This is a genomic window from Streptomyces incanus, assembly GCF_042656345.1.
In the GTDB taxonomy this organism is placed as follows: Bacteria; Actinomycetota; Actinomycetes; order Streptomycetales; family Streptomycetaceae; genus Streptomyces; species Streptomyces incanus.
This window is the reverse complement of the sequence record NZ_JBHSPC010000032.1, coordinates 148,181-166,976: the sequence shown is the minus strand read 5'-3', so window position 1 is coordinate 166,976 and position 18,796 is coordinate 148,181. Positions and strand designations below refer to the sequence as shown.

Genomic DNA, 18,796 nt, shown 5'->3' with positions numbered 1-18,796 from the left:
GTCAGGGGTGCGGGGAGGAGGTCAGCGGAGGCGGCCCGCTCCCGCACCGTGCTTGACCAGCGCCGGGACCGCCTGCACCCGGTCGATGCCGGCGCGCAGGGTGGGTGTCCAGCCGGCCCCGGACCGGAGGGTCTCCTCGGGGATCTCCGCGTTGTGCACGGCGATCAGGTCGACCCGCTTGCCGTTGACGAGGCTGTTCTCCGCGGTGAGCGGCGAGTCGGTCCACCGCTTGAGGATCTTGGCCGGGCTGACGCCCTTCGCCAGGGTGAACGCGTTGTGCTCGGCGACGAGCTGGGACTCCTTGCCGATGCCGAAGCTGTAGGAGAAGCCCTGCTCCGCCACGAAGTGGTTGTTGTAGACGTCGACCTGCCCGAAGCGGACGCGCGGCGTTCGCTCGGCCAGCTTCGAGAACAGGTTGTGGTGGAAGGTCGCCTTCAGCTTGCCCCGGTCGCCGACGGCCGTGGACTCGCTGTCGCTGTTGCCGATCAGGATCGTCTTGTCGTGCTCGGTGAAGACGTTCCAGGACGCGGTGACGTAGTTGGCGCCGCGGACGATGTCCAGCTCGCCGTCGTGCTGCTGGTACAGCATCCCGAAGTGGGTGGGGGCCGCGCTGTCGGGGTGCTCGCCGTCGGTGAAGGTGTTGTGGTCCAGCCAGACGTGGGTGGCGCTGTGGACGACGGCGGTGTCGTACTCGGAGTTCCAGTTGCCCTTGGCACCGTCGGTCGGGTCCCACTGCGGGAAGCAGTCGAGAGGGCTCTCGAGGGTGAGGTTGCGGACGATGACGTTGTCGACGTCCTTGATCTGCAGGCTGGCACCCTTGAACCCGGCGTTCTTTCCGATGCCGATGATCGTGGTGTTGGGGGGGACGTTCGCCTTGATCGCGGTGTTCTGGTGGGCCGCCGAGGCCCTGCGCCGGCCCTCGGGGCTGTCGTCGGGCTCGTCGCTCAGGTCCTGTTCCAGGCCCCAGGTCTCGGGCGCGTACTTCTCCAGGTAGGCGTCGAAGTCGTAGCCGGGGACGGCGAGCGAGTCGCAGCCGGCGGAGACCGCGTCGATGGCCCCCCGCACCTTGATGATCTTCGGTGCGGTGCCGCCGTCCGCCAGGGCCGCCCTGAACCCGGCCCAGTCGCTGACGGTGTAGACGTGCGCGGGTGCGGCGCCTGCGCCTCCGGTGGTGCCGGTGCCGTGGGAAGCCCAGCCGTCGTTCGCACCGAGTGTCTGGCGGGCGGGGTCGCGGTGCTTGCCGGGGTGATCACCGGAGTGGCCGCCGTGCGCCTGGGCGCCGGTGCCGGTCAGGGCCAGTACGAGGGCGGTGCAGCCGGCCAGCGCGGCGGCCTTCATCGTGGCATGCCCATGCCACATTTGTCCGTTCGGGGTGCGGGTCATGGTGCGGGTCTCCCTGTGTCTCGTTCGGTCGGTGTCGCGGACTGCCGGGCGTGCGGCTCACACGGTGCGAGCCGGGCAAGCCGGGTGTGTCGGGCGTGTCGGGCGTGTCAGGCGGTGGCGCCGGCGTCCGGCCAGGTGATCCAGGACTCGGGGATCACGTCGTTCAGTCGGCGCACGTCCCGCGGTACGAGCACCCGGGTGCGCAGCAGCTCCCGGGCGACCAGCCGCGCCACGGCGATGGCGCCGGGCGGGTTGAAGTGCGTGTTGTCCTGCTCGGTCGCCGTCCAGTTGAAGTACTTCTTCGTCTCCTCGGCCCCGAGCTCCTGCCACAGCGCCAGTGACAGGGCCTGGGTGTCGAGCAGCGCGACCCGCTCCTCCTGCGCCAGCGCCCGCGTCGCCGCCGGATAGTCGCCGTGGCTCGGCACGGCGGCGCCGCCCGCGTCGAACCTCCGGCGTTCCACGGCGGTGGCCAGCACGGGCCGCGCCCCACGGGCCCTGGCGCCGTCGACGTACAGCCGCAGATACTCCCGGTACGTCGTCCAGGGCTCGGTGTAGCGGGCCGGGTCGGTGGCCTTCTCGTCGTTGTGCGCGAACTGGATCAGCAGGAGGTCGCCGGGCCGGACGGCGGCGAGGATCGTCTCCAACCGCCCCTCGTCGACGAAGCTCTTCGAACTCCGGCCGTTCACCGCGTGGTTGGCGACGTCGAGGCCGGGGCGGAGCAGGAAGGGGAGCGCCATGCCCCACCCGGTCTCAGGGGCGGCGTCGGCGTACTTCTGGGCCGCGGTGGAGTCCCCGGCGATATAGAGGGTGCGGGAACGGGGACGCCCGGGGGCGGCCTGGGCGGTGCCGGTCACGGCGAGGGCGAGGGGAAGGCCGAGACCGGCGGCGGATACCTGTCTGCGAGTGAGCGACACAAGCCTGTGCCTTTCAGCAAGGGTCCCGAGGAGCCCCGTCGGGGGCGCGGGACTGTACCTGTGTGCGGGCCGCGGCCGGGCGGGCGCGGCCGGCCGCGGGGGCGGCCCGTGACCCGGAGGGGACGGGCCGCCCCCGCGGTAATACCGGATACCGCGGTGTTACCGGATACCGCTCAGGCCATCTGCTCCTGCCACTCGGCCTGGGCCTCGTTCAGCTGCTCGGCCAGGGTGTCGAGGAAGTCCTTGGCGCTCATGTCCCCGAGCAGCACCTTCTGGAAGTTGGGCTCGTTGTCGGCCTTGGAGACGGTGTTCCAGTCGGGCAGGTAGTACGGCAGCTGGACGATCGTCGTCGACCCGTCGCTCAGCGCGTCCGCGGCCAGCTTCGTCGGCTCCGCCTTCTGGATCCAGTCGTCCTTGGCGGCGTCGAGGTTGGCCGGCACCTGTCCGGCGGACTCGTTGAACTTCGAGTTGGCCTCGGCCGAGACCGCGTACTCGATGAACTTCCAGGCGGCGTCCTTGTTCTTGGAGCTCTGGAACACGCCGAGCCCGTCGACCGGGTTGGAGACCTGGACCCGGGCCCCGTCGGGCCCGGTCGGCTGCGGGATGCCCCGGAACTTGTCGGCGCCGAACGCCTTCACGTGGTCCTGGTACGAGCCGAGGTTGTGGTTGAGCATGCCGATGGTGCCCGAGTCCCACTGCGCGACCATCTTGGTGAAGTCGTTGTTCAGGTCGGCGGCGGGAGTGACCTTCTTGAACAGGCCCGCGTACTTCTCCAGGGCCTCGACGTTCTTCGGGTCGTTGACCGTGGTCTTCTCACCGGTGGAGTCCCAGAACGTGGTGATGCCGGACTGGCCGTACATCGCGTCCAGGGCCTGGGCGATGGAGCCGGCGCCGCCGCGGATGGTGTAGCCGAACTCGTTCTTGCCCTTGTTGCTGAGCTTGTCCGCGGCCTTGAAGAAGCGGTCCCAGGTGGTCGGCTCCTCCAGGCCCGCCTTCTCGAACAGGTCGGTGCGGTAGTAGAGGACGCCGTTGTTCGCGGAGGTCGGAACCGAGTACAGCTTGTCGTCACCGCCGCCGGCGGCGCGCAGCGACTCGACCATGTCCTTGTTCAGCTTGCCCTCGAGGGGCGACTTGCCCAGTCGGTCGTCCAGCGGGTCGACCGCCTTCTGGGCGGCGAAGCCCGCGAGCATCGACGCGCTGATGCCTCCGACGTCCGGCAGGCCGCCGCCCTGGATGGCGGTGTCGACCTTGGACTGGTACTCGGTGGAGGCGATCCCGACGTACTCGACCTTGATGTCCGGGTTGGCCTTCTCGAAGTCGGCGATGATCTCCTTCCAGATGTCGGTGCGGACACCGCCGTTGTTGTCCCAGAAGGTGATCTTGCCCGTGCCGCTGCCCTCGCCACCCTTGTCGCCGCCCGCGCCGCTGCCGTCGTCGCCGCAGGCGGTGACGGTCAGCGCGAGCACGGCGCCCAGGGCGACGGCGACCGGAGTCCGGCGCCTGCCGGTGCTGCTGCTTCTGCGATTGCTGATCTTCATTGGTCGGCTCTCTTCTGCTTCTGGTTCTTCTGGTTCCAACGGCACTTACGGGAACTGCGGTACATGCGGGTGTGGGGGGCGTTCGCGGTCGTCCGGCGGGGTTCAGTCACGTGGGGGCGGTGCCGGCGCGGGCGCCGAGGCCGGGATCGACGTCGTGCCCGGTATCGAGGTCGGCATCGGCAAGCGCTTGCTCAGGAGGTGCGTCATTGCGGCTCCCAACAGGCGTACGGGGGGCGGTGGTCAGGTGGTGCTGATCCTGAACCGCGTGAAGGTCGCTGTCCCGGCGTGCCCCTGGCCCGTCGGGGCGAGGGCGGCCAGGCCGAGCAGGGCGCCGACCCAGCGCCACGGCGTGGCGGCGAAGATCTGCCCGGAGGGACGGAAGCCGTCCCCGGTGTCGTACGAGAAGCGGCAGCGGGCTCCGGCACCGGCCTCGATCCGCAGCCGGACGCTGCCCTCGGGGACGAGCCGGGGGTGGCCGGCGTCGCGTTCGCTCCCGGCGACCGTCTCGGCGAACCGGTGCACGAGGTGTGCCGTGCCGTCCGTGCCGCGCTGGAGTCCGATCCAGGCGTAGGCGTCCCCGAGGACGGCGAGGCCTGCCCGCGCTCCGGGCTCCACGCTGTCGAGCCGCAGTTCCACCTCGACGGTGCACGGGGCGCCGGGCAGCCGCTGGGTGAGGATGTGCGGCAGTTTGCGCAGGTCGTGCGCGTCGGCGGTGCGGACGCAGGTCAGCCGCAGGCCGTCGGCGGAGTGCTGGGTGGCCCACCCGTCCCGGGGGTTGGCCGTCCACTGCCACTGACGGCCGTGCCGGCCGCCGGGGAAGTCGTCGTCGGTGGCGGGGGCGGCGGCCGGCTGGGCGGGCAGGTCCGGGCGGCGGTGCTCGGCGACGGGGGCACCGTTGTCCCCGATCACCGGCCAGCCGCTCCCGCTCCCGCCTTCGCTCGAACGGGAGGTGCCCCCCGTGGGGCCCCAGCGCATCGGCTGGAGGTGCACGACCCTGCCGTATGCCCCGCGCTGCTGGAAGTGCAGGAACCAGTCCTCGCCGGACGGGGTGCGCACCCAGCCGCCCTGGTGGGGCCCGTTGACGTCGGTGTCCCGCTGTTCCAGGACCACCTTCTCCTCGTACGGACCGAAGAAGTCGCGCGACCGGAAGGCGCCCTGCCAGCCGGTCTCCACTCCCCCGGCGGGTGCCAGGATCCAGAACCAGCCGTCGTGCCGGTAGAGCTTGGGCCCCTCCAGGGTGAACCAGCCGGGGATCCGGTCGGCGTCGACGATCACCTTGCCCTCGTCGAGGAGTTCGGTGCCGTGGGGGTGCATGCGGTGGCCGGTGAGGCGGTTCTTGACGCCGGATCGGGACCTCGCCCAGGCGTGCACGAGGTATGCCTCGCCGGTCTCCTCGTCCCACAGTGGGCACGGGTCGATCAGGCCCTTGCCGGCCTTCACCAGGTGGGGTCGGCTCCAAGGGCCCCGGATCTCGGGGGCGTTGACCTGGAAGATGCCCTGGTCGGGGTCGCCCCAGAAGATCCAGAACCGGTCGTCGTGGTGGCGCAGGGACGGCGCCCAGACCCCGCAGTCGTGCCGGGGCACCCCGAACTCGCCTTCGGGTTGCAGGCGTTGCAGCGCGTGGCCGACGAGTGTCCAGTTGACCAGGTCGCGGGAGTGCAGCAGCGGCAGTCCGGGGACGCGGCCGAAGCTGGAGGCGGTCAGGTAGAAGTCGTCGCCGACGCGGATCACGTCCGGGTCGGACCAGTCGGCGTCGAGCACCGGGTTGCGGTAGGTGACGTCTGCCGGCGGGGCACTCACGGGCTCACCGCCTTGCGGACCAGGGCGGCGGCGTCGTCCCTGCCGAGGCGGCCGTCGGCGACGACGGTGACGACGCGGCGGACCACCGTCTCCCCGGGCGGGACCGGCAGCCGTGCGTCGTGGGCGAGGGAGGAGCCGACGCCGGGGTACTCGGCGGTGCGCACGAACCAGGGGTCGCCGCGGGTCGCCTCGGTGGCCCCGGCGAACACCAGCGTCCAGCCGGCGCCGGCCAGGGCCAGCCAGTCGGCCCGCCGGCCGTGCACCGCGGCCTCGCCCTCGGCCGAGGAGCTGAAGACGTCCGGCTCGCTCTCCTCCTTGCGGGCCCGCCAGAAGAAGCCGCCGTAGGCGGCGCCGGGGCGGCCGTTGGTGGCCGGGCTGCCGATGGAGAGCGGGGCCTTGGTGACGTTGGTGAGGGAGAAGGTGAAGTCCAGCGCCCAGGCGGTGTCGGTGAGTCCGGTGGCGGCGACGGTACGGCGCTCCCGCAGCAGCTCGCCGGGGGCGGCGATCCAGCGCAGCTCCTCCACGAAGCCGTCGGGGTCCCGGAGCTGGAAGCCGGTGTGCCGCTGGGAGCCGTGGTTGTCCAGCTCGGTCGAGCCCCGGTCGCGGACGTAGGTGCGCCCGCCCCAGAAGTTGTGCCCCTCGACGTCGGGGACGGCGACACCGACGCCGAGGTGGTGGGTGTGGTCCGCGGGGGACAGTTCGGTGACCGCTGTGCCGGCCAGGGTGGTGACGGGGTGCAGATACGGGCGCGGGGAGAGCCTGTGGGGCAGCTCGGGCCGGGTGACGTACCGGCCGACCGGCCGGCCCGCAACGCGCAGGACAGCGAAGTCGTCGCTGGTCATCGGGTGCTCACCTCTTTCGGCGGGTGCGGTGCGGACTGCTGTGCGGACGGTTCTCCGGACTGCCGTACGGGCTCGGGTACGGCCTGCCGTGCGGGCAGGGCCCAGGAGGCGCCGAGTTCGGAGTAGAGGGACAGGGTGTCGGCGGCGGCCGCGACGAGTTCGTCGATACCGGGGACGACGCGGCGGTTCTCGCCGGGGACGCGGTGCCAGGCGCCGGCGGGCAGTTGGGCGGGGTCGGGGGCCCGCCGGATCGCCTCGACGACCTTCATGAAGGCACCGGTCGCGTCCGGGGGGACCAGCAGGGGGGCGCCGGTGACGAGGTGGTCGACGAGGTTCTCCAGCAGGTCGGTCCGGCCGAAGTGGAGCTCCTCGGGACCGTGGCCCGCGCGCTGGACCAGGACGCGGTCCTGCTTGTACCAGAAGGTGATCCGGCCGCTGGTGCCGTGCACGAGGACGTACGGATCGTCGGCCCGCTCGGCGCACAGGGTCGCGGCGACGGTGACCGGCCGGCCCTGTGCGGTGGTGACGCGGACGCAGGACGTGTCGTCGGACTCGATGTCGTTGGCGCGCAGCAGTTCGGTCTCGATGCCGGTGACGTCCTCGGCGCGGGTGCTGCCGGCCAGCGCCAGGGCGGTGGCGACGGCGTGGGCGAGCGGGTTGGTCAGCGCGCCGTCGATCACGTCGACGCCGTCCAGCCGGCGCCGGCCCGCCCAGGGCGCCCGCCGGAAGTAGTCCTCCGGGCGCACCCAGGCCCCGGCGCCACCGATCCCCGTCGGCCGGCCGATGGCGCCGTCGGCGACCAGTGCGCGGATGGCGGGCACGGCGTGCGAGCCCAGCGACTGGAAGCCGATCTGGCAGGCGATCTTGGCCGCGGCGACCCCGTCGGCCATCCGGCGGTACTCGGCGTAGGACGGTGCCGGCGGCTTCTCCAGCAGGAGGTGCACGCCCCGTTCGGCGGCGGCGAGGGCGAGGTCGGTGTGGGTGTGGATCGGGGTGCAGACGACCGCGATCCGGGCTCCGGTGGACTCCAGCAGGGCGCCGAAGTCGGCGGACTGCTCGGGCGGTTCGCCTCCGTACTCGTCCTCGGTGAGCGGGGTGAGCTCGCAGATGCCGGCCAGCCGGACGAGCCCGTCCTCCTGGAGCCTGCGGATGTTCGCGACGTGCCAGCGGCCGTGGCCGCGGGCGCCGGCGAGCACCACGGGCAGCGGCTCGGGCCGGGGCGTGGCGCCGGAGGCGGCCTTGGAGGCGGCCCCGGACTCGGCCCGGGGTGCGGTCCCGGTTGTGGTCATCCCTTCACCGCCCCCGCGCTGAAGCCGGTGATCAGCCACTTCTGGATGAAGGCGAACACGATCACGACGGGCACGGCCGCGATGATGCCGCCCGCGGCGAGGGCGCCGAGGTCGACGCTGTCCGCGCTCATCAGGGTGTTCAGACCGACCGGGATGGTCTGCTTCTCCTGGTTGTTGAGGAACATCAGGGCGAACAGGAAGTGGTTCCAGGAGTGGACGAAGGCGAAGGAGCCGACGGCGATCAGTCCGGGCCGCAGCAGCGGCAGGACGACCACCCGGAACGCCCGCATCCTGCCGCATCCGTCGACCCAGGCGGCCTCCTCCAGGGAGTACGGCACGTTCTTGATGAAGTTGCTGATCAGGATCATCGACAGCGGCAGCTGGAAGACCGTCTCGGCGATGATGACGCTGCCCAGCGAGTTGATCATCTGCAGTCCGGCGAAGATCTCGAACAGCGGGACCAGGAGCAACGCGCCGGGCACGAACTGGGAGCAGAGCAGGGCGAGCATGAAGACCCGCTTGACGCGGAAGTCGAACCGGGCGAGCGCGTAGCCGCCGGCCAGGGCCACCAGCGTCGTCGTGATCAGGGTGGCGACACCGACGAGCACGCTGTTCTGGAAGAAGGTGCCGAAGGCCCGGTCCGTCCACACCTTCTCGAAGTGGGCGGTCGTCATCGGCCAGGGCACCAGCGAGGTCGAGCCGGCCGGGCGCAGGGCGAAGAGCAGGATCCAGTAGAAGGGGATGAGGGTGAACAGGAGATAGATGCCCAGCGGGAGGTAGATGTGCCGGCGGGGCACCTCGTCCCAGGCGCGGTGCTTCTTCCGCGCGGGGCGGCTCGGCGGCTCGGCGGCGGAGCGCGCGGGGGCGGGGGCGGCCGGGGAGGCCTCTTTGGTGATCACTTGCTTTCGCCTCCGAACTTGCTCAGCCGCAGGTAGACGAGCGAGCAGAAGAGCAGAATCACGAACGCGACCGTGGTGAGGGCCGACGCGTAGCCGAAGTTGTGGGCGTCGACGCTGGTGTTGGCGATGTAGAGCGGAAGCGTCGTGGTCACGCCGGCCGGCCCGCCGCCGGTGAGGGTGTAGAGCAGGTCGACGTTGTTGAACTCCCACACCGCGCGCAGCAGCGTGGACAGGATGATGGCGTCCTTGAGGTGGGGCAGCGTGATGTGCATGAACTGCTGGAAGCGGCTGGCCCCGTCGACCTCGGCGGCCTCGTACAGGTCCTTGGAGACGGACTGGAGGTCGGCGAGGATGAGGATGGCGAAGAAGGGGACGCCGCGCCAGAGGTCGGCGACGACCGCCGCCGAGAAGACGGTGGAGGTGTCCGAGAGCCAACTGGTGCCGTACTCGCCGATGCCCATGTCGGCGAGGTAACGGGTGATGCCGGTCTGGGAGTTGTAGAGGAGCACCCAGATCGCCGAGGTCAGCACGCCGGAGACGGCCCATGGGGAGAAGACCAGTGCGCGGCCGATGCCCCGGCCGACGAAGGTCTGGTTGACGATGAGCGCCAGCGCGAGACCGAACATCAGCTGGAGGCCGACCTCGACGACGACCCACTTGGCGCTGAAGACCAGGGTGTCCCAGAACAGCGGGTCCTCGGTGAAGAGGTGGACGAAGTTGTCGAGGCCCGCGTAGCCGTTGCGCCACGGCTTGGTGGGGTTGTAGTTCTGCAGGCTGTAGTAGAAGACGCTGATGACCGGGTAGGCGATGAAGCCCAGCATGAGCAGGCCGGCCGGGGCGATCAGCAGGTAGGGCAGCCTGCGCGGTGTGGCGGAGGCACGGCGCCGCCTCGGTGGCGTGGGCGGTTTCGCCACGGCTGCGGCTTGGGCCATGACTGTTCTCCGTTTCTCGGTGTACGTCGTGCTGTGCGGGGGTGAAGCGCTTTCTTCTCGGATGTGCGGGGGCGCCGTGCGATCCGGTGGCCGGACCGCGCGGGGTGCTCGCGGTCAGCCCGCGTAGGGGTCCTGCACCGTGCCCGGCCGGGCGAGGAACTCGAAGTCGCAGCCGGTGTCGGCCTGGGTGATCTGCTCGTTGTAGAGCGCGCCGTAGCCGCGCTCGTACCGTGCGGGCGGAGGCGTCCATTGCGCCCTGCGCCGTTCCAGCTCCTCGTCGTCGACTTCGAGCCGGAGCAGCCGGCGTTCGACGTCGAGGGTGATCAGGTCCCCGGTGCGGACGAGGGCCAGCGGTCCGCCGACGTACGACTCGGGCGCGATGTGCAGCACGCAGGTGCCGTAGCTCGTACCGCTCATCCGGGCGTCGGAGATCCGCACCATGTCCCGCACCCCTTGCTTGAGCAGGTGGTCGGGGAGGGGCAGCATGCCGTACTCGGGCATGCCGGGCCCGCCCTTGGGGCCGGAGTTGCGCAGCACCAGCACGTGGTCGGCGGTGATGCCCAGGTCCGGGTCGTTGATGGTGCGCTGCATGGTCCGGTAGTCGTCGAAGACGACCGCGGGGCCGGTGTGCCTGAGCAGGTGCGGTTCGGCGGCGATGTGCTTGATGACGGCGCCGTCGGGGCAGAGGTTGCCGCGCAGGACGGCGACCCCGCCCTCGTCGGCGACGGGCTTGTCCCGGGGCCGGATGACGTCGTCGTGGTGCACCTGCGCGCCGGCGAGCTGTTCGCGCAGGGTGTCGTGGGAGACGGTGGGCCTCTCCAGGTGGAGCAGGTCCTCGATCCGGGAGAGGAACCCGGGCAGACCGCCCGCGAAGTGGAAGTCCTCCATCAGGTACGTCTGTCCGCCGGGCCGTACGTTGGCGAGCACCGGGACGGTGCGGGCGACGCGGTCGAAGTCGTCGAGGGTGAGGGCGACGCCCGCGCGGCCGGCCATGGCGATCAGGTGGATCACGGCGTTGGTGGAGCCGCCGAGGCCCAGGACCGTCGTCACCGCGTCCTCGAAGGCGTCCGCGGTGAGGATGTCGCTCAGCTTCCGGTCGCGGTGGACCAGTTCGACGATGCGCATCCCGGCCGCGGCGGCCATCCGGTCGTGCCCGGAGTCGACGGCCGGGATACTGGAGGCGCCCGGGATCGTGACGCCGAGGGCTTCGGCGGCGGCGGTCAGTGTGGACGCCGTGCCCATGGTCATGCAGTGGCCGGGCGAGCGGGCCAGGCCGCTCTCCAGTTCCTGCATCTCGCAGTCGCCGATGACACCGGCCCGCTTGTCGTCCCAGTACTTCCACATGTCGGTGCCCGAACCCAGGGTCTCGCCCCGCCAGTGCCCGGGGAGCATCGGCCCGGCGGGGACGAAGACCGCCGGCAGGTCCACCGAGGCGGCGCCCATGAGCAGGGCGGGCGTGGACTTGTCGCAGCCGCCCATCAGCACGGCCCCGTCGACCGGGTAGGAGCGCAGCAGTTCCTCGGTCTCCATGGCGAGGAGGTTGCGGTAGAGCATCGGGGTCGGCTTCTGGAAGGTCTCGCTGAGCGTGGAGACCGGGAACTCGAGCGGGAAACCGCCCGCCTGCCACACCCCGCGCTTCACGGCCTGTGCCCGGTCGCGCAGATGGACGTGACAGGGGTTGATGTCGGACCAGGTGTTGAGGATCGCGATGACGGGCTTGCCCAGGTGCTCCTCGGGCAGGTAGCCGAGCTGGCGGGTGCGGGCGCGGTGGCTGAAGGAGCGCAGCCCGTCCGTGCCGTACCACTGGTGACTGCGCAGGTCCTCGGGCCGCTTGCGGGCCCCGGTCGTACCGGACTCGGTCATACGGACCACCCCGCGGCTATCGCGGCGACCTCGGCCCGCTCGTCCTCGGGCAGCGGCCTGCTCGGCGGGCGGACCTCGCGGCGGCACAGGCCGAGGGAGGCGAGGGCCTCCTTGACGACGGTGACGTTGTTGGCGGAGCCGTTGGCGGCGCGCAGTTCCTCGAAGCGGCGGATCTGCTCCCAGACCTTCATCGCGGTCGCGTAGTCGCCCGACCTGAGCGCCCCGATCATGTCGAGCGACACCGACGGGGCCACATTGACCAGGCCGGAGGTGAAGCCGGTGGCGCCCGCCGAGAAGTAGGAGGGGGCGTACGGCTCGGCGAGCCCGGCGACCCACACGAACCGCTCGAGGCCGGCGTCCCGCGCGAAGGCGGCGAACTTCGCCGCGTCCGGCACGGCGTACTTCACGCCGATGACGTTGGGGCAGGAGTCGGCGAGTTCGGTGAGGCGGGCACCGGTGAGCTGGGCGTTACGGATGTAGGGGACGACGCCCAGGTCGGGCACGGCCTCGGCGATGGCGCGGTGGTAGTCGACCCAGCCGCTCTGGGAGACGTAGGGGTGGACGGGCTGGTGCACCATCACCATCCGCGCGCCGAGGTCACGGGCGTGCCGTGCGGAGGCGACGGCGGTCGGCACGTCGTGTCCCACGCCGACCAGGACGGACGAGCCGTCGCCGGTCTCCTCGAGGGTCAGCTCGGTGACCGTGCGCCGCTCCTCGGGGGTCAGGGCGTAGAACTCGCCGGTGTTGCCGTTGGGGGTCAGGGTGGTGATGCCGGCGTCGAGGAGGCGGCGCAGCAGGGCCCGGTATCCGGCCGGGTCGACGGAGCCGTCCTCGGCGAACGGGGTCACCGGGATCGCCACCACGTCGGCCAGGGCCGCCCGCTGGGTCTCGAACGTCGTCGTCATGCCTGACCGTCCTCTTTCTGGGCTGCCGGGGCTGCCGGGGCTTCGGGGATGTCCTGGGCTTCGAGGCCTTCCTCGGCACCGGGTTCCGCGCCGGGGAAGGCCCGTCGCAGGAAGGACATGATGTGCGCCTGCAGGGCGCGCGCCGCGCCGTCCGCGTCACCGGCGAGGGCGAGCCGCAGGATCTCGCGGTGCTCGCTCGCCTCCCGCTCCCAGGAGGGGTCGGCCGCCCAGGCGACGGCGGAGACGAGGGCGGCCTGGTCGCGGACCTCGTCGAGCATCCGACCGAGCAGCGGGTTGCCGCACGGCAGGTACAGGGCGCGGTGGAACTCGCGGTTGGTCAGGGAGCGTTCGGCGGTGTCGGTGGCCTCGTCGGACCTCGTCAGTGCGTCGCGTGCGGCGTCCAGGGAGGCACCGCGCCGGACCGTGCGCCGCAGCGCCTCGGGTTCGAGGAGGAGCCGCACGTCGTGGACCTCGCGTGCCATGTCCGCGTCGACCATGCGCACCGTGACGCCCTTGTACTGGCTCATGACGACCAGACCGGTGCCGGCCAGGGTCTTGAGCGCCTCCCGCACCGGGGTCTTGGACACCCCGAACTGTGCGGCGAGGTCGGTCTCCACCAGGGCCTGGCCCGGCGTCAGCCGGCCGGTGAGGATGCGTCGTTTGATCTCCTCCAGCACGAACTGCGTGCGGGAGGGGATCGGCATGGGCACAGAGGTCATGTGCGCCTCTCGGATCTCGCGTATCGCGTCTCATATATGACGTACGAAGTACGACGCGATGAAACTAGGAGCGGCCCGGGGTTTCGTCAATGCTTCTGACAAAGGAAAGTGGTGTTGCTTCACACCGGGTAGGTGCGGCCCTCCCGGGCGGTGGCGGTGGGACCGCCGGAGGAGACGGCGGCGCGGGCGGTCGCGGCCTCGGGGGTGAGGGTGGGTCCGGCCTGCGTGACCAACAGCTCGCGCGCTCCGGGCGCGCGGGCGACGGCACCGGCGTCCTCGGGTGTCAGGTGCGCCTGTCCGCCTTCGTGATGCCCGTCGAGGTCGGCCTCGCAGCGGAACAGGTCGGCGTCGCGGGCGAGCCGGGTGAGCGCGGCGCAGAGTCCACTGTCCCCCGAGGAGGCGAAGGACTTCCCCTCGCATGCGGCGCGCAGCCCGTAGGTCTCGACGTCGTGGGTGACGGCGCGGGACGTCAGGTCCAGCCCCGCCGGCCGTACGGTGTGGCCGTCGTGCAACGTCCTGACGTCGAGGACGTTGCCCAGGAACCCGGCGTCCGGCCGCGCGAAGGACCCTGCGAGGCTCCCCCCACTGCCCAACGCGTGGGAGGTGCCCCCGGTGCAGCCCGCCGGCGCGTACACCGGCACGGGCGCGGGCGGGGTGAGCCCGCCGTGGGCGAGACCTTCCCCAAGTTCTCAACTCCGTTCGAGCAGGGAGGTACCGTTCCCCTGGACTGAGCAGGAGTAAGTCTGCTCGGCCGCACGCCCCGAACGGTCCTGGGCGTTCCCCCACCGCCTCAAGGGCGTGGGAGGTGCCCCCGGGCCTCGGCGAGTTCGTCGAGCACCGCGGGCAGGTCCTCGCGCCAACCGGGGCGGAGGTCCGGCAGGGCGGCGTCCGGACCGGTGTCGGTGGTGACGCCGAGGTCCTTGCGGCCGGCGTCGCGGAAGGCGACGGCCAGTCCGGCGAGGTGGTCCAGAACGTGGTGCACCGCGTACCGGGGGCAGGGCGTCCCGTCCGCGAGATGCGCGTCGGTGACCCCCTGGGCGAGGCGCGCCACGATCCGCGCCTGCGGTCCGAGGCCGGGGGTCTTGTCGGTCATGGGCTGCTCCTCATGGCTGTGCCGTGCGCGCACGGGTGTTCCTGGAGGGTTGACCGAGCACGGCCCCGGAACTCATCGCTCGCCCGTGCCGTGTCCGAGGCATCTGCCCGATGCGTAGGGACAGCCCTTAGCCCCACGATGGCCTGGCATGACGACGAACAGAACGCAAGGAACGGGCGGGCCGGGCAGATCAAGAGGGCGGACCTGGACCGCGGTGCGCGTGGTGCGGGAGCGGAACGCGCGGCTCTACCTGGCCGGAGTGGTGGTGTCGGGCTTCGGCACGTCCGCGCTGTGGCTCGCCTCCGGCGTGTGGGTCAAGGACCTCACCGGCTCGGACGGGCTGGCCGCGCTCTGTCCACTGGCGATGTGGGCCCCCACCCTGGCCGGCCCGCTGCTGGGCACGCTCGCCGACCGGTTCCGTCGCAAGCCGCTGCTGATCGGCACGAGTCTGCTCCTGGCCGGGCTCCTGCTCATCCTCCTCACCGTCGACTCTCCGCACGGCCTGTGGCTGCTGTACGCGGTGCTGTTCGTGTACGGCGCGGCGGGCGTCGTCCACGACGCGGCCGAGTCGGCGCTGATCGCCACCGCCGTGGACCGGTCCCTGCTCGGAGACTTCAACGGGCTGCGGATGACGGCCGGCGAGGGCATGAAGCTCCTGGCCCCGCTGGCGGGCGCGGGCCTGTACGCCGCGTACGGCGGGGCGTCCGTCGCCCTCCTCGACGCGGTCACCTTCCTGCTCGCCACGGTGCTGTACGCGTTCCTGCGCGTGCGGGAGGAGCGGCCCGCGCCACCGGCGGGCAGCCACCGGGAGCGCATCGCCGAGGGCGCCCGTCACCTGTGGTCGCATCCTGCGCTGCGCCCGCTGGTCCTGGCGGGCGGCGCCACGATGCTGTGCGCGGGACTGAGCGGGGCGCTGGTCTACGCCGTCGTCGAGGGCCTCGGCCACTCCCCCGCGTACGCCGGTGTGCTGTACGCCGTCCAGGGGGCGGGCTCGGTGGCGGTGGGCCTGTGCTCGGGGCCTGCCCTGCGCCGCTTCGGCGAGCGGCGGTTCGCGGCGTACGGCATCGCCCTGCTGGCCGCCGCCGTCGCGCTGCGCGCGGTGCCGAACGATCCGGTGGCGTGGGCGTGCAGCGCGGCGATCGGGGCGGGGCTGCCCGCCGTCCTGATCGCCACGCTGACCGCCGTGCAGCGGGAGACGCCGGGCCCGCTGCTGGGCCGGGTCACCGCCACCGCCGACACACTGGTGTTCACGCCGAACGTGCTCGGACTGGCGGCCGGCGCGGCGCTGGTCGAACTGCTCGACCACCGGCTGCTGCTGATCGCCCTGGGGTGCACACTGTCGGCGGTGGCGGTGGCGCTGTTTCAGAGTGCGGTGAGCGCCGAGCGCACCGCTTCCAGGTCGCCGTCCGACGCCAGTCCCGCGTGATACAGGCGCAGTTCCGTCGCGCCGAGGCGGCGGGCCTCGGCCGCGTCCGCGGCGAGGGTGCCGGGGCTGCCGCCCATGCCGGAGACCACGGTGAAGTTGGCGGCGAGGACGGCGTCCGGACGGTTCTCCGGTACGTCCTGTGCCTCTCGCGCCTCCCGCGCCTCCCGCGCGAACGGCGTCAGCAGGGCGGGGCCGCCGGTGCAGGGGACGACCACGCCGTCGGCGACGGAGAGGATGTGCGCGGGGTCGACGCCGGCGTTCGCGCCACAGTGGTACGACACCGGATCCGCGTGCAGCAGGACCTGGAAGCCCTCGGGGGCCGCGTCGCGTACCGCCCGGACCGCCGCCTCCTGGAGCGTGCGGGCCGCCTCGTCGCGCCACGCGCGCGTGGCGGCCGCCGTCTCCTCACCGAGGAGCTTTTCGACTCCGGCCCAGCCTCCGTCGGAGGGCGCCCCCCGCCACACCGGTTCCAGGGCGGCCCGTACGGTCGCGGCCAGTTCACCGGCGTCCAGGCCCTGAGCCCCGTAGCCCTCGCGGCAGGACGGGCAGAAGCACAGGGACATCAGGTACTGTCCGGCGTCCCCGAGGCCGACCCCGGCGGTCTTGTCGTGGGCGTGCAGATGCGCGAGCCCGTACCAGCCGAGGGATTCCAGTTCGGTGCCGCTCGCCCCGGGCCGCACCGCGGCCTCGGCGGCCAGACCGGTCAGGTACGCGCGCGTGGCGGGCTGCGCGATGCAGGGGGCCCAGGGGTAGCGGTCGCCGTAGGCGTTGACGACCGAGGTGTCCGGGTGGTCGGCGCCGAGGCGGGAGTTGTGCGCGAGCACGACCCAGGTGTGCACGTCCAGGCCCACTTCCGCGAACGCTGCGGCGGCCTCGCCGAAGGCGTCGCCGGGGGCCCAGTCGCCGGAGGGGTACGGGCGCGGGGTGCGGCCGGCCCAGTGGGCGCCGGGCGGGTAGAGGACGGCCGCGTGCTCGGCGGTGACGATGCGGTGGCGCGGGTGACGGGGGGTCAGCGCACGCGTGGAGTGGTAGGCGGAGGCGAGCGTCGCCTGCGCCACACCGAGCGCGGCGAGCCGCGCGGGGGCTTGGGGGTCCCCGTTGACGTCCCAGGGGTAGACGAACGCCGATGCCTTCACTTGGTCTCCTCGATCAGTGCGAGTCCCCGCTCGATCAGCTGAGCGAGTTGCCTGACATGATCCCCGGCCGGTTCGTCGAGCGGCGGCCGGACCTCGCCCACGTCCAGGCCGCGCAGCCGCACCCCGGCCTTGACCAGGGAGACGGCGTATCCGCGGCCCCGGTCGCGCAGTTCGACGAAGGGCCGGTAGAAGCCGTCGAGCAGGCGGTCCACGGTGGCCCGGTCGCCGGTGTGCAGGGCCCGGTGGCAGGCGAGGGCGATCTCGGGCACGAAGCAGAACACCGCGGACGAGTAGAGGGTGATGCCGAGGGCACGGTAGGCGAGCTGGGTCTGCTCGGCGGTGGGCAGCCCGTTGAAGTACAGGAACTCGCCGGGGACTTCGGTGCGTACGGCGCTGACGATCCGCTGCATGTGGTCGAGGTCGCCGTGGCCGTCCTTGAGGCCGACGATCCCCTCGGTGCGGGCCAGTTCGACGACGCTCTCGGGCGTGAACAGGGCGTTGTCGCGCTGGTAGACGATCACCGGCAGGGAGGTCGCCGCGGCCAGTTCGCGGTAGTGCCGCACCAGTCCCGTCTGGCCGGCCCGCACCAGGTAGGGCGGCATGGCGAGCAGCCCGTCCGCCCCGGCCCGTTCGGCGAGAGCGGCCCAGCGCACCGCGAGGCCGGTGCCGTACCCGGCGCCCGCGACGACCGGGACGCGTCCGTCGGCCGCCTCGACGGCGACCCGCACGCACGCCTCGAACTCCTCGGGCGTCAGGGCATGGAACTCCCCGGTGCCGCAGCAGGCGAACACGGCGGCGGCCCCGGCCTCGACCCCGCCGCGCACATGGAGCCGATAGGTCTCGAGGTCGACGGAGCCGTCGGGTCCGTAGGCGGTGACCGGGAAGAACAGCGGTCCGCTGGGGATGCCGAGTCGGGCGGCGAGAGGGGCTGGCGTCACAAGCTCTCCCAGGTCCATATTCTTGATTGGCGTCTACATCTCTGAACGATGTCACGCTAGAGCGCCCCCGGGACGCCGGTCAAGCGCGCCGACCCGTCACACACCAGCCGATTCCCTCACCCCGCGAGAGGGTGGGAGATACTTGACGGGCGTCGGGCCGCCTCCTTACCGTGTCCACGCATATGAATGCCGTGCGCGCACATGCACGGCCGGTGATGCAAGGAGATCCTCGATGCCCGCTCCCCGCACCGTCCTGCTCACCGGCGCCGCCGGCGGCCTCGGCACCCTGATGCGAGGCCTGCTCCCGGACTACGGTTACCAGTTGCGCCTGCTCGACCTGCGGCCCGTCGAGGGGGAGCCGGACGCGATCGTGGCGGATCTGGCCGACAGGGAGGCCGTGCGCGAGGCGGTCCGCGGGGTCGACGCGATCATCCATCTCGCGGGCATCTCCCTGGAAGCCTCCTTCGAGAAGATCCTCGCGGCGAACATCGAAGGCACCTACCACCTGTACGAGGCCGCGCGCGAGGAGGGCGTGGGGCGCATCGTCTTCGCCTCCTCCAACCACGCCGTCGGCTACACCCCGCGCCCGCAGGGCGACGACCCCCTCATCCCCATCGACACCCCGCGCCGCCCGGACACCTTCTACGGTCTGTCCAAGTGCTTCGGCGAGGACCTCGCCCAGCTGTACTGGGACAAGCACGGCCTGGAGACCGTCTCCGTACGGATCGGCTCCTGCTTCCCCGAGCCGACCAGCGTGCGGATGCTCTCGGTGTGGATGAGCCCCGCCGACGGCGCCCGCCTCTTCCACGCGGCCCTGACCGCCGAGGGCGTCGGCCACACGGTCGTCCACGGCTCGTCCGACAACACCCGGCTGTGGTGGGACCTCACCTCCGCGCGCGCCCTCGGGTACGACCCGCGGGACGACTCCGAGCCGTTCGCCGCGAAGCTCGTCGCCGAGCAGGGCGAACTGGACCCGGCCGACCCGGCGCAGGCGTGCATCGGCGGCCACTTCGTCACCGATCCGCCGATCTGGCCGTACTGACGGCACCGGCAGTACCGGCAGCACCACTGCACGAAACCGACGCCGCCCGCACGCACGGTCGCGGCGGAAAATCGACG

16 protein-coding genes and 1 pseudogene are annotated in these 18,796 nt (G+C 71.9%); 2 read left to right on the top strand and 15 right to left on the bottom strand.

Annotated elements, in window-relative coordinates; all coding sequences use genetic code 11:
* Positions 1–21: 21 nt before the first annotated feature.
* The 13 genes and pseudogenes from ACFP2V_RS12645 to ACFP2V_RS12585 form a co-directional block, all read right to left on the bottom strand.
* Positions 22–1,383 carry a pectate lyase family protein gene (locus ACFP2V_RS12645; protein WP_381210090.1) on the bottom strand — a complete coding sequence of 454 codons (1,362 nt, stop codon included), beginning with the start codon at positions 1,381–1,383 and terminating at the stop codon, positions 22–24.
* 107 nt (positions 1,384–1,490) lie between these two features.
* Entirely contained in the window at positions 1,491–2,297 is an 807-nt protein-coding gene (locus ACFP2V_RS12640; RefSeq protein ID WP_381210088.1) for a rhamnogalacturonan acetylesterase, read from the bottom strand.
* Positions 2,298–2,470: 173 nt separating this feature from the next.
* A complete protein-coding gene (locus ACFP2V_RS12635) occupies positions 2,471–3,835 on the bottom strand; it encodes an ABC transporter substrate-binding protein (RefSeq protein ID WP_381210085.1) in 1,365 nt (454 codons plus the stop codon).
* Positions 3,836–4,075: 240 nt separating this feature from the next.
* Positions 4,076–5,635 (bottom strand): glycoside hydrolase family 43 protein, encoded by a 1,560-nt coding sequence (locus ACFP2V_RS12630; protein WP_381210082.1) that lies wholly within the window; start codon positions 5,633–5,635, stop codon positions 4,076–4,078.
* Entirely contained in the window at positions 5,632–6,477 is an 846-nt protein-coding gene (locus ACFP2V_RS12625) for a DUF6807 domain-containing protein (protein ID WP_381210079.1), read from the bottom strand. The genes ACFP2V_RS12630 and ACFP2V_RS12625 overlap by 4 nt, the downstream gene beginning before the upstream one ends.
* A complete protein-coding gene (locus ACFP2V_RS12620; protein WP_381210076.1) occupies positions 6,474–7,766 on the bottom strand; it encodes a Gfo/Idh/MocA family protein in 1,293 nt (430 codons plus the stop codon). Before ACFP2V_RS12620 ends, ACFP2V_RS12625 begins: the two co-directional genes overlap by 4 nt.
* Positions 7,763–8,665 carry a carbohydrate ABC transporter permease gene (locus ACFP2V_RS12615; RefSeq protein ID WP_381210073.1) on the bottom strand — a complete coding sequence of 301 codons (903 nt, stop codon included), beginning with the start codon at positions 8,663–8,665 and terminating at the stop codon, positions 7,763–7,765. Before ACFP2V_RS12615 ends, ACFP2V_RS12620 begins: the two co-directional genes overlap by 4 nt.
* Positions 8,662–9,597 carry a carbohydrate ABC transporter permease gene (locus ACFP2V_RS12610; RefSeq protein ID WP_381210070.1) on the bottom strand — a complete coding sequence of 312 codons (936 nt, stop codon included), beginning with the start codon at positions 9,595–9,597 and terminating at the stop codon, positions 8,662–8,664. Before ACFP2V_RS12610 ends, ACFP2V_RS12615 begins: the two co-directional genes overlap by 4 nt.
* Positions 9,598–9,711: 114 nt before the next feature.
* Entirely contained in the window at positions 9,712–11,460 is a 1,749-nt protein-coding gene (gene araD / locus ACFP2V_RS12605) for an L-arabinonate dehydratase (RefSeq protein ID WP_381210067.1), read from the bottom strand.
* Positions 11,457–12,365, bottom strand: a complete 909-nt coding sequence (locus ACFP2V_RS12600; protein ID WP_381210064.1) for a dihydrodipicolinate synthase family protein — start codon at positions 12,363–12,365, stop codon at positions 11,457–11,459. The genes araD and ACFP2V_RS12600 overlap by 4 nt, the downstream gene beginning before the upstream one ends.
* Positions 12,362–13,084, bottom strand: coding sequence for a GntR family transcriptional regulator (locus ACFP2V_RS12595; RefSeq protein WP_381210061.1), 723 nt, complete (start codon positions 13,082–13,084; stop codon positions 12,362–12,364). Before ACFP2V_RS12595 ends, ACFP2V_RS12600 begins: the two co-directional genes overlap by 4 nt.
* A 119-nt stretch (positions 13,085–13,203) precedes the next feature.
* A complete protein-coding gene (locus tag ACFP2V_RS12590) occupies positions 13,204–13,725 on the bottom strand; it encodes an MBL fold metallo-hydrolase (RefSeq protein ID WP_381210059.1) in 522 nt (173 codons plus the stop codon).
* A gap of 173 nt (positions 13,726–13,898) precedes the next feature.
* Positions 13,899–14,177 (bottom strand): annotated as a pseudogene (locus ACFP2V_RS12585) (maleylpyruvate isomerase N-terminal domain-containing protein); the annotation flags it as partial.
* 148 nt (positions 14,178–14,325) lie between these two features.
* Between ACFP2V_RS12585 and ACFP2V_RS12580 the strand changes: the two are divergent.
* Positions 14,326–15,603 carry an MFS transporter gene (locus tag ACFP2V_RS12580; protein ID WP_381210056.1) on the top strand — a complete coding sequence of 426 codons (1,278 nt, stop codon included), beginning with the start codon at positions 14,326–14,328 and terminating at the stop codon, positions 15,601–15,603.
* Here the strand turns inward: ACFP2V_RS12580 and ACFP2V_RS12575 are convergent.
* Together ACFP2V_RS12575 and ACFP2V_RS12570 are read right to left on the bottom strand one after the other, a co-directional pair.
* Positions 15,540–16,739 carry a hypothetical protein gene (locus ACFP2V_RS12575; RefSeq protein ID WP_381210053.1) on the bottom strand — a complete coding sequence of 400 codons (1,200 nt, stop codon included), beginning with the start codon at positions 16,737–16,739 and terminating at the stop codon, positions 15,540–15,542. The genes ACFP2V_RS12580 and ACFP2V_RS12575 overlap by 64 nt on opposite strands.
* A complete protein-coding gene (locus tag ACFP2V_RS12570) occupies positions 16,736–17,677 on the bottom strand; it encodes a 5-dehydro-4-deoxyglucarate dehydratase (protein WP_381210050.1) in 942 nt (313 codons plus the stop codon). The genes ACFP2V_RS12575 and ACFP2V_RS12570 overlap by 4 nt, the downstream gene beginning before the upstream one ends.
* A gap of 232 nt (positions 17,678–17,909) precedes the next feature.
* Between ACFP2V_RS12570 and ACFP2V_RS12565 the strand changes: the two genes are divergently transcribed.
* Complete coding sequence (locus ACFP2V_RS12565) at positions 17,910–18,719, top strand: NAD-dependent epimerase/dehydratase family protein (RefSeq protein ID WP_381210047.1); 810 nt, start codon at positions 17,910–17,912, stop codon at positions 18,717–18,719.
* Positions 18,720–18,796: the final 77 nt, after the last annotated feature.

Bases quoted from the DNA above. Each gene is read 5' to 3' on its own strand.
- ACFP2V_RS12580 (WP_381210056.1), top strand. From the start codon at position 14,326: ATGACGACGAACAGAACGCAAGGAACGGGCGGGCCGGGCAGATCAAGA.
- ACFP2V_RS12610 (WP_381210070.1), bottom strand. From the start codon at position 9,597: ATGGCCCAAGCCGCAGCCGTGGCGAAACCGCCCACGCCACCGAGGCGG.
- ACFP2V_RS12595 (WP_381210061.1), bottom strand. From the start codon at position 13,084: ATGACCTCTGTGCCCATGCCGATCCCCTCCCGCACGCAGTTCGTGCTG.
- ACFP2V_RS12565 (WP_381210047.1), top strand. From the start codon at position 17,910: ATGCCCGCTCCCCGCACCGTCCTGCTCACCGGCGCCGCCGGCGGCCTC.
- araD (WP_381210067.1), bottom strand. From the start codon at position 11,460: ATGACCGAGTCCGGTACGACCGGGGCCCGCAAGCGGCCCGAGGACCTG.
- ACFP2V_RS12600 (WP_381210064.1), bottom strand. From the start codon at position 12,365: ATGACGACGACGTTCGAGACCCAGCGGGCGGCCCTGGCCGACGTGGTG.
- ACFP2V_RS12625 (WP_381210079.1), bottom strand. From the start codon at position 6,477: ATGACCAGCGACGACTTCGCTGTCCTGCGCGTTGCGGGCCGGCCGGTC.
- ACFP2V_RS12620 (WP_381210076.1), bottom strand. From the start codon at position 7,766: ATGACCACAACCGGGACCGCACCCCGGGCCGAGTCCGGGGCCGCCTCC.
- ACFP2V_RS12645 (WP_381210090.1), bottom strand. From the start codon at position 1,383: ATGACCCGCACCCCGAACGGACAAATGTGGCATGGGCATGCCACGATG.
- ACFP2V_RS12635 (WP_381210085.1), bottom strand. From the start codon at position 3,835: ATGAAGATCAGCAATCGCAGAAGCAGCAGCACCGGCAGGCGCCGGACT.